The organism is Ignisphaera sp. (genome assembly GCA_038831005.1).
Classification (GTDB): Archaea; Thermoproteota; Thermoprotei_A; order Sulfolobales; family Ignisphaeraceae; genus Ignisphaera.
In genome coordinates this window covers 66,528-79,919 of the sequence record JAWBKZ010000004.1, presented here as the reverse complement: position 1 = coordinate 79,919, position 13,392 = coordinate 66,528, and the positions used below count along the sequence as shown (strand labels likewise).

Sequence of the window (13,392 nt, the reverse complement as noted above, 5' to 3'; positions counted from 1 at the left end):
TCACCTATCATTAAGTTCTACGAACTCTTTAATCCATTGTTTATAGATATTATGTATAATATTTATAAGTATTTTCTCTTCTATGGTACAGTTCTTTTCAATAATATCTATTCCACCTAATTGTAACGCTCTAAGTATTCCCGAGAGCCTTACATTAGCTATATCTGTAAAATCTTCGCGCATCTTTTCTGAAGTTCTTAGTGTAACTATATCGCCCTCTGTCTTTGCCTTAGCCATAATCATTCTTATGCTTTCCTTAGCCTTTACATAGAAGAAATCATCTATTTTTAGCAATGAACCTTTTTGCTGCATATGCGAGAATCTAGCTCTTGCCAAGTCTTGTTGTGACATTATACCTTCAGTTATTTCGGCTAATCCGTTGTTTTCTAAGATCTTTGCTAACACTCTTGGAAGTGGTACTTGAGACCCTTTTTGTAACGAGCTATCAATTACCGGAATTTTTTTGCAGCTCTTTAGCATTGTAGTTTTTACAGGTTGCAATTCATACATTAACTTCAATAATCTCAGTATCATTTTGCTGTCTCCTTCTCACAGTAAGGTTTGTAAGCTTTAACAGTTTAAATGCAGTTAGCTATCTCGTATCTAGGTCAATTTGATTAGATATTTGAAACTTTTTAACGTTTTATGTTTAAATCTAAAAGATTATTACTTTTTGAAGCAGTCAAGAATAATATAGTGTAGTGGATGAGGGAAAAATCAAATGAGTCAAAAAACATTAGAAGAACTTTTATGGGTTGAAAAATATAGACCTAGATCATTAAGAGATATAGTGAATCAAGAAGAAGTTGTCAGAAGACTACTGAAATTCGTTGAAGAAAGAAATATGCCGCATCTCCTTTTTGCTGGTCCTCCAGGAACGGGAAAGACTACAGCAGCATTAGCATTAGCTCACGACCTCTATGGTGATGAATGGCGAAAATATGTGTTAGAACTAAATGCAAGCGATGAAAGAGGGATTACTGTAATAAGAAGTAAGGTGAAAGAATTTGCACGAAGCAGGCTTCCCGGAGAAATTCCATTCAAAATAGTTATACTTGATGAAGCTGATAACATGACAGCTGATGCACAGCAAGCCTTGAGGAGAATTATGGAAATGTATGTTGAAACAACGAGATTTATACTCATAGCGAACTACCCTACCAAGATAATAGACCCGATACAGTCTCGATGTGCTTCCTTCAGATTTTTGCCATTAAAGAAAGAGGACGTGGTATACAGACTTAAATGGATATGTAGCAAAGAAAATGTTTCATGTAAAGATGACGGTCTTGAGGTTATATATGAAGTTAGCGAAGGTGATATGAGAAAAGCAATAAATATTCTACAAGGTGCAGTTGCATTAGGTGAAGTTACAGTATCATCGGTATACAAGGTCGTTGGACTAGCACATCCCAAAGAAATAAGGGATATCATAAATTTAGCTCTATCTGGTAAATTTATAGAAGCTAGAGATAAACTTAGGAATTTAATGATAATTTACGGATTAAGCGGTAATGATGTTTTAAGACAGATGCACCGAGAGATATTTTCGGCTGATCTAAAGATACCAGAAGACGTAAGGATAACATTGGCAGACTTTATCGGCGAAATACATTTTAGGGTAATAGAAGGTTCTGATGAAGAAATACAGTTGACAGCGCTTTTAGCTAGGATGGCACTCTTAGGTCAAAGAACAAGCATAAGGTAGACATAGGTACGGAATATGAATAGAAAGGTTCCTTGGACTATAAAGTACAGACCTAAAAGCATTAATGACGTAGTTGATCAGGATGAAGCTAAGAAGAAGATCTTGGAGTGGATAAAGAAATGGCCTAATGTAGATAAAAAAGCTCTTCTATTATATGGTCCTCCAGGTGTTGGAAAGACATCGCTTATCGAAGCTATAGCCAATGATCTAGGATATGAATTAGTTGAACTAAATGCTAGTGATAATAGAAGAAAAACCGATATAGAAAAGATAGCTACAAAAACATCTTTGACAAAGTCACTAAAAGGATACAAAAACAAGCTAGTATTATTAGACGAAATAGACGGTATAGCTGTAAAAGATGATGTAGGAGGTCTCGAAGCAGTAAAAGCTCTCATAGAATCTTCATCTATTCCTATAATAATGATAGCTAATAATCCTTGGGATCCAAAACTAAGGGAACTAAGAGAACATTGTGAAATGATTCAATTCAAAAAACTATCAAAAACTGATATGAAAAAGTTTCTACAAAAAATATGCGTAAATGAGGGTCTTGAATGTGAAGAAGATGCACTAGATTATATAGTAGATAGATCTGAGGGTGATATGCGTGCAGCAATAAATGATTTACAAGCAGTAGGTGAAGGTCAAAACAGAATAACTGTTGATATGGTTAAGTTACTGCTTAGACCACGTGATAAGGAACGTGACCCTTTTGAAACACTACGTATGATATTTTCTGCGAACTTTTCATGGCAAGCCAAAATGGCACTAAATCAGTCACAACTTGATTATGAACAACTTAAATTATGGCTTGAAGAGAATATCCCCTATCAGTATCAGAATACAGAAGATCTTTCAAGAGCTTATGAGGCTTTAAGTAGAGCTGATGTATATATGGGAAGGATTATCAGAACAGGCGATTGGGATCTACTTTCATATGCTATAGACTTAATGACAGCTGGTATAGCTTTTTCTGCTAAGAACAACCCTAAAGACAAATACAAATGGACCAAATACTCCTTTCCTCAAAGGATTACACTCCTATCTAAGTTAAAGGAGGTTCGCGAGATATTTGATGATCTAGCTAAAATTATAGCCATAAGATTGCACATATCAATATCAACAGCAAAAAACGAAGTAATACCATTTCTAAGATCAATGTTCGCTTCTAATACTTTATTTGCAGCAAAAATAGCATATAGTATGGGATTTTCAGAAAAAATCATAGAGTTTCTAGCAGGGCCATATAAACAACAAGTGTTAGAGCAGTATCGTCAAATCAAGAAGAAAATAGAGAACGGATCATTAAGCGAATTAAATAATAAGAAGCAGAGAAATGATGAAGAAAAAACAAAAAAGTCAGAAAAAATCTCAAGAGATCTTCTATCATTTACGAAGAAATAGTTGAAAGTTCATCAAGACTTTTTATAATATTAATCATAAGCTTTGCCATATCATTATTTGTCAGCCTTATTAGCCTTAGTTTCCCTATTTTTATTTCCTCAATAAGCTGAAGTCTTTTCATATGATCTATACATTTAGATATAGTGGTATAATTGCTGTTCAATTTAGATATTAGTGCTGTAATATTAAGTGTGTTGTTTTCTGTTTCTATAAGCACGGATAATACAGCCCATATACAGGGTTTTCCAACAATTGAAACCCTATTTTTCAACATATTATAATGGGTTAATTCATCAATAAACATTTTCATCTATTTGCCCCATTATTGGTAAAGAATATTTAAAAGGAAGGAGTAGTATGATTAAGAAGTATCCGCAAGTTCTTTCTTTGTATTGATGGCTTCATCAACTTTCATTTCAAGTTCATTTAATGGAACGGCTATCGATATTAGTGTTGTTCGTCCCCTGAAACCCTTGCTAGAAACTTTAGCTTCAATTATTCCCATATGTTTAAGAGTATTAACATATTCATAAACTTGTGTATGTCTGCGAGGTTTAACACCAAATAATTGGCATATGTAGCTATATTCATCTTCAACCTCACCGATTTTAACAAAGACTGTCTTCTTCTTCTTTAGGCTCCTTATGATTGCCTTTAATAATAAAAGTTCATGAAGTTGTAGAAAGTTTATATCATCTGAGATGCGTACAATTTCTGAGTGAACAATGCCTAAAGCTTTTCTTACATGTTCTATGGTAACTTTCTGAACACCTTCATGATCAGCTGCTTGCCCTGCCAACAATAATGCTTCAAGAGCAGATCTCGCATTACCTTCACCACCTTTATCAACACCTTTGCTATCGGCTATGAATTTCAACAATTCATCGTCTATTGTTCCTTCATAGAACGCTAAATCTCTTCTGTAACTCAGTATATCAAAAAGTTCACCAGACGTGTAGGGATCCAGCTTAACCATGTGTCTAAGTATGTAGCTTTCCGTTGTAGGATCTAACTTGCTTAATGATGATATATTCCGTGAAATGAATATATAGTTTATCCTTTTTTTAGTATCAGAATATTCGTCATATACCCTTATTAAAAAATACACAGCATCATTACCTTCTGTTGATATAAAGTAATCAAATTCATCTAAAGTAACGAGAAGATAGATATCATGCTTCTCTATATAATTCAAAAGCGCTAGCATCATTTCTCTTGGTGATAGACCTCTTATTGGTATTGGCGCACCTATTTGCCTAATTATTTCAGAAACCACTTCGTATAAAGTTCTATCTCTATGACAATTAATATGAACATAGCGTAAGTCGAATCCTCTTTCTGATGCAAATTTCCTGATTTCTCTACCAAAAACTTTTGCCATGGCTGTCTTACCTACACCTACTCCCCCTACTATCATTGTCCTTACGAATACACCTCCGGGAGATATCATCATAGGTTTAAAAATTTCAGCAAGTTGCCTTAGTTGGATCTCTCTACGAGGTAGATTTTCAGGAATATATTCAGGATACAAGGTCTCTATATTCTTAAAGACACTAATTTTCTTGAAAACACTTACTATAACATCATTACTATTCATATACTTATACCCACTATTCTAAGCACCTTAATTCTGTACTTTGCTAACCTAGCTAAAAACGTTACGAACTCGGCCGAAACTTTCACTCTTCTTATTTAATTACTCTAAATATTAGCTCTCCTTATAACAAAAGTTTATAAATAGCTAAAAAAGTATTAGTCTTAAAATGATGAGTCCCTCGGCTAATATGACAATAATGATTTGGTGAAGACTACCCGCTGATAATTCATTTCCTCAACAAAATTCTTAAGTTCAATACTGCTTTTTACTGTGTTAGACATTATGGTAAGTCTCAGAAGGTGTGAAGTTCATGTCATTCATGCCTGCCGCAATGGGGTATGATAGAGCTTTAACAATATTTTCACCAGATGGCAAGCTATACCAGGTCGAATATGCTGCTGAAGCTGTCAGGAGAGGCTGGACCTCACTTGGTATAAAATCAGAGCACGGAGTTGTGCTTATTGCTGAAAAAAGAAAGGTAGCACCTTTGCACGATGTTCTAGATCTTGAAAAGGTATTCATAGTTGATACTCACGTGGGTGCTACATTCTCTGGGTTAGGTCATGATGGTAGAGTACTGATAGATTATGCAAGATTGATTGCTGTAAGACACAGACTCACATTTGACGAAGCTATAGATATTGAATTACTTGCAAGAACCATATGTGATATAAAACAGCTTTACACACAACAAGGGGGCGTAAGACCATTTGGAGTATCAATTATATTTGGAGGTATTGATAGAGGTGATGTAGAGTTAATAAAGACGGAACCTAGTGGGCTATACTTTAAATACTATGCTACAGTTGCAGGAGCAGGGGAACAAACGGCTCTCAGCTATATCGAAAAATACTATCACACGAAGCTATCTATGGATGAAATAATTATCCTGGGTCTAAGAGCTCTAAGGGCGGCTCTCCAAGAGCCATTAACCATAGATAAAGTTGAGATAGGTTATACAGATATAGATACTAAAACATTTAGAAAACTTACTTCAGAGGAGATAGGAATGCTGCTTGAAAAAGCAGGTGTCAATGTTTGAGCAAAAAAGAATATGTTATTGCCAGGTTGAATGTGAAAGGAGAGAAATTCGAGATATTAGTTGATCCGGTGAAAGCTTACCTGTTTAGAGAAGGTAAAAGTATACCGATAACGGACATAGTCATTAGTGATTACGTATATAAAGATGTTAGAAAAGGGCTTAAAGCATCTCCTGAAGAACTCGTAAAAACCTTTGATACAACTGATGTATATAAAATTTCAGAGAGGATTTTGAAAGAGGGAGAGCTACAACTTACTTCAGAACAAAGAAAACAAATGATTGAAATGAAGAAGAAACAAATAGTGTACCATATATCGAAATCCGCAATAGATCCAAAAACCAAGACACCAATACCACCTTCTAGAATTGAAAAGGCTCTGGAAGAGGTTAAAGTTGCTATAGATTTATACAAATCCATTGAAGAACAAGTTCCAAACATAGTTAAGGCAATATCAAAAGTATTACCCATAAGAATAGCCAAAGCCTTAATAGGTGTAACTATACCAACCGAGTATGCTAATAAGGTAGTGGGTCAGATAATGAAACTTGGAGAAGTAAAGAAATCTGTATGGCTACAAGATGGATCACTATCCGTTGAAATGGAAATACCAGCCGGTATGCAGAATGAAGTAATAGATCAAATAAATAGGTTGACAAAAGGATCTGCAAATATTAAGGTGGTAACTATTGTCTAAAGGCTCAATGTCTCAAATTTCATCAAAACGTTTCATAGTTGTACCTGGGGACATAATTGCTATTGAAGGAGAAATAGAGCAAGGCCACTACCTATATAAAGAAGATAATAGATTGATTACTACGGTGATTTCATTACTTGATATAGAGGAATCTGAAAATAAAAAGAAGATTAGATTAATTCCATTGAAAGGCAGATATCTACCAAAAGAAGAAGATATTATCATTGGTATTGTTAGAGATGTAGCACTATCTTCATGGATAATCGATATTAATGCGCCATATTATGCCATTCTTAATGCAGCAGATTACTTAGGTAGGTCTTTTAGTCCTGCATCGGACAACATTCGTAAGTATTTAGATGTAGGAGATGTAATTCTAGCAAAAATAGCACAATTTGACAGATCTAGAAACCCAATACTAACAACTCAGGATAAAGACTTAGGTAAAGTTATAGAAGGTTCTCTGGTTGAAATAGAACCATCGAAAGTTGCAAGAGTCATAGGTAAGAAAAAGTCAATGTTAATGATGTTGGAAGAGCAAACCAAATGCAATATAGTTATTGGAAATAATGGAAGGATTTTACTCAAATGTCCTGATCCAGAATACGAGTATATAGCTATACTAGCAATAAAAAAGATCGAACAAGAGGCACATATACCTGGACTAACCGAGAGAATAAGATCATTTATTATAGAGGAAAAAGTGAAAAGAGGTCTAATTAGACATGAAGTTGAACAAACCTAAGTTAATAGGTGAGGATGGAAATAGAATTGATGGTAGAAAACCAGATGAAATACGTCCATTGAGAATTGAGGTAGGGGTACTAAAAAACGCTGATGGCTCCGCTTACATCGAGTTAGGAAATACGAAAATACTAGCAGCAGTTTATGGACCTAGAGAAGTAGTTCCAAGACATGAGGAACTTGCAGATAGAGCGATAATAAGATGTAGGTACAGGATGCTTTCGTTCTCGACATCTGAAAGAAAAAGTCCTGCACCAAGCAGAAGAGAAATAGAATTATCGAAAGTGATTAGAGAAGCTTTAGAACCTGCAATATTATCGAGCTATTATCCACGAACAGCCGTAGATATCTTCATTGAGGTCATAAACGCTGATGGAGGTACGAGAACCGCAGGGATAACTGCTGCATCATTAGCGATAGCTGATGCTGGAATACCTATAGTTGACTTAGTTACAGCAATAGCTGTAGGCAAAATCGATGGTGTAATAGTATTGGACTTAAATGAGCTCGAAGATATGTATGGTGAGGCTGATATGCCTATAGCTATTATGCCTTCATTAAATAGAATAACAATGATACAATTGAACGGAGTTCTGTCAGCTACAGAATTCAGAGAAGCTTTATTGCTTGCTATAAAGGGTATTAATAAAATCTATGAGCTTCAAAAAGAAGCTCTCAGGAAAAAGTATATTGAATTAGGTGAGTGATCTATGTCTAAGACACCAGAACAACCTGTAATTCCAAAAATAAAGTATAGTGCGATACTAAGTGTTATATCGCGAGGCTTCCACATAGACAAAAGATCTTTAACAAGCTATAGATCTATTGAGATTACATATGGTATTTCACCCAAAGCTGAAGGTTCAGCACTAGTAAAACTAGGGAACACACAGGTACTTGTTGGAGTAAAACTTGAGGTAGGGCAACCTTATCCAGATACACCTAACGAGGGAGCTATAATAGTAAATGCTGAATACATCCCAGCAGCTTCACCTTCATTTGAACCAGGTCCTCCAGACGAGAATGCGATAGAGCTGGCCAGAATTATCGATAGGTCGTTGAGGGAGTCTAGGGCGGTAGCTCTCGATAAACTATGTATAATTCCTGGAAAGAAAGTGTGGATTATATGGCTCGACATATACATACTTGACTATGATGGTAATTTAGTTGATGCCTCTATGCTAGCTTCTATGGCAGCTTTATTGAATACCTATATACCTTATTACGAAGTTGATGAGGTACAAGGTCTAGTCAAGATAGATAAGTCTAAGAAGCACAGTAGTATGCCTATAAATAAACATGTTGTAACTGTAACTATAAGTAAGATAGGCGAAGCCTTAGTCGTGGATCCTACTGCTGAAGAAGAATCGTTAACAACTTATAGACTCGCTATAGCTATTGATGAAGAGAAAAATATTGTAGGATTACAAAAAATGGGTCTCGGAGCTCTTTCAGAGAAAGAGCTAGATGAAGCTATCTCCATAGCTTTGACAAAATCTGATGAACTTTTCAGTATTCTAAAGAAATCTAGAGATGTGAAGTTAACCTTATAAGGTGGCACATTAGTTATTGAATACTAAACAACGTAACTAACTTAATCCTACATCAAGTGATATAACTATGGGTAGAACAAAAAGTATTGGTATAGCAGGAAGGTTTGGAGCTAGATATGGTTCAAGTTTGAGAAAGAAATGGAGAGAGATAATGGAGCGTAGATATAATGTCTATCAATGTCCATATTGCTCAAATAATGTTGTAATGGAACGTTTAGCATTTGGTATATGGCAATGCCCAAAATGTAAAACTGTATGGGCAGGAGCGGCATACACTCCCTGGTCTCTAAAAAGCTAATGAATACCTAGAGATCATTTAATAGGATGTAACTTGGTGGCAAAGGTAATAATTACTTCATCAAGACGCCCTACACCTACTACACGACGTTTTATAAAGAGTCTCCTAATGATTTTACCAAATTCTATTAGAATATCAAGAGGAAAGCTATCATTTAACATGCTAGCTCTTCAAGCATTAGATGTAGGTTCCGATAAACTTCTGGTAGTACGAAATAAAAAAGGAAATCCTGGATATATAGACGTATATATCGTGAATGAAATCAAACCAGAATTAAAATTAACCAAGTTCTGTACATTGTATATTTGTGGTTATTCAATACCAAGATCTGTATATAAGAATAGTGTACAGCAATTTAAACCAAAGAGAATTGTTGTTAATATTAATGCTTTAAGCAACATTGATAATGAGTCGATAGTTGAATGTCTTTTAATAGGGTTTAATGTAAAAGTCTGTAACGATTTAAGAAATGGTGTATCTATCTGCAGTAGCGATACAATAACCATAGACATAAAGAGAGTATCGAAAAATTCCAGGAGACCTTTTTATGAAATAATGTTTAAAAATATGGAGGAAAGGGTTCTCGGTCCAGTGATCAGAATATGCAATGCAAAAATATTCACAAAGCCTCAATAACTATGTGTTTTAATAACAATGACCAATCACTATTCCGTACAGTTGTTGAAAGTCTATATGTAGAACTAATTAACCCTATAGGTGGTTCAAAAACATATGTTGGAGTAGACATTAATGAAGAAGATCGATGTTTGATGATAACAATATGTTCTGAGTCGTTAAGTCAGCTTAGAGCTGTAGTTAATTCAGTAATGTATTTAATACATACCCTACTTTATACAGTTAAAATAGTCAGTAACTATTATCATCAAAATAATATTCTATAATATGATTATGTCAATTCTCCAGAATTCATTATGCTTGGTTCTATCAAGTTGTCAACAAGTGTGCAAACAATAATCTTGAAATAGAATTGATAAATCTTCATAAAATTTACGCTTCTATTAATATTATATTCTATGATTCAAATATTTCATGTAGCCAATATTAACACAAAATATATTTCCATGAAAATGCTTATTAGGTTATCAAAAAGAATAAACATTACACCTCTCTTCACGTTTCTTGTAGAAATAAGGTTAAGGTAGTTTTGTATTATGATTATGGTCTATAAACTATTTTATTAAAAATTATCAGGTTGGCTTTATAGTACATCTACATTTATGCTTAACAATTAGTATGGTGTGTATGACTTTAAGGAAAATAAATTCCTTGACTAACATTCTAAGCACTAACTCAAGACAAGACATCTTCTTATTCTACCCATAAATCTCTGGACCAGCATTCAACGATATATTTGTACAATATTTCTCCTGCAGAACTAGATTCATTGGGTTTGGATTAAATTATCAATAAAAGCTGGTAATCAAAAGTCTAGCAGTAACTTATTGTTTGATCATTTAAAAATAATATATTATGAACTTTCTATAATCATGTACTTCTATGCTTAATTAAATAAAATAACAAATGATTGGATTTATTGAGTTTTTCGCTTTTAAGATACTAGGATGTTATGTTCTTGTTATTAAGTTTAGTTACAAGCTGCAACCTAGGATATTGCTGTATCTAGAAATAGTAAAAAGTACTATAATTTATTTTCATGGATACTTATAATAAGTGCTAAACTGTAGTAGTATTTGGGTATTATAGCATGGCCGAAAGATTACCTCCAGAGGTACAACAACAAGCAATAAAATATCAACAAATACAGGCTCAGTTAAATCAATTAATAGCTGAAAAAAGTGTATTAGAACAAGAATTGAGAGAGGTGGAACGGGCTCTTGAAGTATTAAAGAATGTGTCAGATAACACTGATATCTATAAATTGGCTGGACATCTCTTAATAAGGGTGACTAAGGAAAATGCTGAAAAGGAGCTTAATGAAAGAAAAGAATTGTTGGAGCTGAGAATAAAGACATTAAATAGACAAGAATCTCTATTACGTCAACAATTATCAGAAATTCAAACCAAGTTAAGTCAGTATATGTCTTCATCGTATAAAAAGACTTTGTAATGTATACAGTTTTTCTCTGAGAGCTAGGTTTTATCTATGAAACAATTGTATAGATATGTAGAGGAATTGAATATAGATACTGAACGTATTACTCAAGACAATTTAGTAGAGTTAGCAGAACTCATTGAGCATTGTATAAGAAATGAATTAATGAAGATCTTGAATCAAAGATTAATTAATTTAGTAGTAACTATTGGCACCGAAATAGCTGATAAGGTTATTAATATTTCAGTAGATCTAGAAGTTGAAGCTTACATACCACCCCACACGAATCTAGAAAGTATACTAGATAGGGTACTTAATTATGCCTTTACAAAAGTTAGGACATACCTATCAAGATTTAGAAAGTATAAAGAGAATGATAACAAATAACACCAACGTAGCTATAGTTCCTCATGCAAATGCCGACCCTGATGCACTAGCAGCAGCATGCACATTAGCATATGCGATTAAGTACATGAATAACAGCGCGGTAGTAAAGGTACTTATTCCCGAAGGTATAGGTATGGAAAGTAAGAAAATAGCTGAAATATGTGGTAAATATGGTGTACCTATATTACTAATTAAAAAAAGGATAGATGTTGCCAATGAAGTATTATATAAGAACAGCCTATGTTTTCTAGTTGATGTTGCATCTATTGAGCAGGTAAAAATCTTAGCTGAATATTTTAATAGATGTGGATATATTATTGTAATAGATCACCATGATTTTCATAATTATGGACTCAATCTAACAGAAGACCAGCACATGCTAACCTTTATAGACTCTAAAGCTTCATCTACATCAGAGATTATTTTTCGCATACTCAGTTTCTTTAATCTATCATTACCTAAAGATCTACTGGAAATGATTTTAGCAGGAATAATTTGGGATACCAGGAGATTTCTTAGAGCATCTGCTGAAACATTTGAATGTGTGGCTAAACTTCTAGAATTTGGTGCTGATTATCAAAAAACACAACAATTGATTACACTAACAAAACCTTACTATACAAAAACGGCTAAAATAAAATGTGTTTTAAGACATCGAGGATATAAAATCTCGCTAGGATCAACGGATCTATATATGGCGATATCAGAAGTGGGGGCCTATGAATCAGATTGTGCTACAGCATTGATAAATATAGGATACGACATAGCTATTGTTGCTTCAGAAGAAGAAGAAATTAAAGCTACTAGAGTTGTGTACAGAGTTCGTGATGATAATACTGTACTACAGATCATAGATGTATATAACGATATACTTAAGAAAGTAGTACAAAAACTTGGTGGTGGAGGAGGAGGGCATAGAGCTGCTGGTGCAGTTGTCATAGGTGTACCAAAGGCTTCAACAATCTTTAGAGAAGTGATAGAAATTATCAATGAGTTAGCTGGAAATAGGTTTGTAGAATTAGTGGAAAGTAAGGTTCTTTAGTGAGATGATGTATTGAGGTGTAATAATCATGGTAACGATCTATGTAGATGAAAGGGAGAAAAATTCTAGGGTTCCAAACATTCTAATTTCAAAAGGATTAACAATAGTATTTAAAATGCTTGAAGCTGGAGATTATGTGATTTCTAATTATATAGGAATTGAAAGGAAGAGTGCTAATGATTACTTAAACTCCCTAATCGATGGAAGGCTCTTTGATCAGTTGAACAGATTAAAAAAAATTTACGAGAAAACGTTGTTAATAATTGAGGGAGATATACATAAAGAAATCAGAAACAGAAATGTACATAGGAATGCTATTATAGGATCTTATATATCGATATTGTTCGATATGGAGGCTTACATTATAACCACACGAAATGAGGAAGAAACAGCTGAAGTAATAAAACGTATAGCATTTCATAAACCGAAACCAGTTAAGCCTTTAACAACAGTCCATAAACCTAAAATCAGTACCGTGGCTGAGTGGCAGAGGTATATTATTCAATGCTTTCCATATATAGGCCCAAAAATAGCTCAGAGAGTACTAGAGACCTTTGGATCTATACATAATTTCTGTAACGCATCTATTCAAGAGCTTACACGTATAGAAGGATTAAGTGATAAGAAAGCTGGGGAACTGTATCAGATAATTCATGCTATATACAAAGATTACATAGAGAAAGTTGGTTCGGAGCACAAAAAAAGAATAATTGATTATTTAGAAATGAATGGATCAAAGAGATCAAAAGAAGTATCATAATTTTAGCTGAGGCACTACTGATGTACTTTTTATATATTCATCAAGATTAATAAACGCTAGAGGATAGTGATGTAGGTAAGGTTGG

The 13,392-nt window shown here is 34.0% G+C and carries 16 protein-coding genes; 13 read left to right on the top strand and 3 right to left on the bottom strand.

From position 1 onward, the window contains the following. Positions 1–534 carry a hypothetical protein gene (locus tag QXK50_05330; protein MEM2008586.1) on the bottom strand — a complete coding sequence of 178 codons (534 nt, stop codon included), beginning with the start codon at positions 532–534 and terminating at the stop codon, positions 1–3. Positions 535–721: 187 nt separating this feature from the next. On the opposite strand from QXK50_05330, the gene QXK50_05325 reads away from it, so the two are divergent. Together QXK50_05325 and QXK50_05320 are read left to right on the top strand one after the other, a co-directional pair. Further along, positions 722–1,708: a replication factor C small subunit gene (locus tag QXK50_05325; protein MEM2008585.1), complete on the top strand. Its 987-nt coding sequence runs from the start codon at positions 722–724 to the stop codon at positions 1,706–1,708. 15 nt (positions 1,709–1,723) lie between these two features. After that, positions 1,724–3,115, top strand: a complete 1,392-nt coding sequence (locus tag QXK50_05320; GenBank protein MEM2008584.1) for a replication factor C large subunit — start codon at positions 1,724–1,726, stop codon at positions 3,113–3,115. On the opposite strand, the gene QXK50_05315 is transcribed toward QXK50_05320, so the two are convergent. Continuing rightward, the gene (locus tag QXK50_05315) at positions 3,102–3,425 is read right to left on the bottom strand and encodes a hypothetical protein (GenBank protein ID MEM2008583.1); all 324 of its coding nucleotides are present in this window, start codon (positions 3,423–3,425) and stop codon (positions 3,102–3,104) included. The two genes, QXK50_05320 and QXK50_05315, sit on opposite strands and share 14 nt — an antisense overlap. Before the next feature lie 51 nt (positions 3,426–3,476). Beyond that, positions 3,477–4,712: an ORC1-type DNA replication protein gene (locus QXK50_05310; GenBank protein ID MEM2008582.1), complete on the bottom strand. Its 1,236-nt coding sequence runs from the start codon at positions 4,710–4,712 to the stop codon at positions 3,477–3,479. A gap of 310 nt (positions 4,713–5,022) precedes the next feature. Here QXK50_05310 and psmA point away from each other — a divergent pair, with 310 nt between their 5' ends. The 11 genes from psmA (at position 5,023) to QXK50_05255 (ending at position 13,307) form a co-directional block, all read left to right on the top strand. After that, the gene (gene psmA / locus QXK50_05305; protein ID MEM2008581.1) at positions 5,023–5,754 is read left to right on the top strand and encodes an archaeal proteasome endopeptidase complex subunit alpha; all 732 of its coding nucleotides are present in this window, start codon (positions 5,023–5,025) and stop codon (positions 5,752–5,754) included. Next, positions 5,751–6,449, top strand: coding sequence for a ribosome assembly factor SBDS (locus tag QXK50_05300; GenBank protein ID MEM2008580.1), 699 nt, complete (start codon positions 5,751–5,753; stop codon positions 6,447–6,449). Before psmA ends, QXK50_05300 begins: the two co-directional genes overlap by 4 nt. Then, complete coding sequence (gene rrp4 / locus QXK50_05295; GenBank protein MEM2008579.1) at positions 6,442–7,194, top strand: exosome complex RNA-binding protein Rrp4; 753 nt, start codon at positions 6,442–6,444, stop codon at positions 7,192–7,194. The genes QXK50_05300 and rrp4 overlap by 8 nt, the downstream gene beginning before the upstream one ends. After that, positions 7,175–7,900: an exosome complex exonuclease Rrp41 gene (gene rrp41 / locus QXK50_05290; protein ID MEM2008578.1), complete on the top strand. Its 726-nt coding sequence runs from the start codon at positions 7,175–7,177 to the stop codon at positions 7,898–7,900. The genes rrp4 and rrp41 overlap by 20 nt, the downstream gene beginning before the upstream one ends. A gap of 3 nt (positions 7,901–7,903) precedes the next feature. Continuing rightward, positions 7,904–8,746, top strand: a complete 843-nt coding sequence (gene rrp42, locus QXK50_05285; protein MEM2008577.1) for an exosome complex protein Rrp42 — start codon at positions 7,904–7,906, stop codon at positions 8,744–8,746. Between the two features lie 67 nt (positions 8,747–8,813). Then, the gene (locus QXK50_05280; GenBank protein MEM2008576.1) at positions 8,814–9,044 is read left to right on the top strand and encodes a 50S ribosomal protein L37ae; all 231 of its coding nucleotides are present in this window, start codon (positions 8,814–8,816) and stop codon (positions 9,042–9,044) included. Between the two features lie 36 nt (positions 9,045–9,080). Beyond that, entirely contained in the window at positions 9,081–9,680 is a 600-nt protein-coding gene (locus QXK50_05275; GenBank protein ID MEM2008575.1) for a hypothetical protein, read from the top strand. Positions 9,681–10,770: 1,090 nt separating this feature from the next. Further along, positions 10,771–11,133 (top strand): prefoldin subunit beta, encoded by a 363-nt coding sequence (locus tag QXK50_05270; protein MEM2008574.1) that lies wholly within the window; start codon positions 10,771–10,773, stop codon positions 11,131–11,133. Between the two features lie 36 nt (positions 11,134–11,169). Then, complete coding sequence (locus tag QXK50_05265; protein ID MEM2008573.1) at positions 11,170–11,505, top strand: hypothetical protein; 336 nt, start codon at positions 11,170–11,172, stop codon at positions 11,503–11,505. Next, a complete protein-coding gene (locus QXK50_05260) occupies positions 11,438–12,547 on the top strand; it encodes a DHH family phosphoesterase (GenBank protein MEM2008572.1) in 1,110 nt (369 codons plus the stop codon). The genes QXK50_05265 and QXK50_05260 overlap by 68 nt, the downstream gene beginning before the upstream one ends. Before the next feature lie 28 nt (positions 12,548–12,575). Beyond that, complete coding sequence (locus tag QXK50_05255) at positions 12,576–13,307, top strand: ERCC4 domain-containing protein (protein MEM2008571.1); 732 nt, start codon at positions 12,576–12,578, stop codon at positions 13,305–13,307. Positions 13,308–13,392 lie beyond the last annotated feature (85 nt).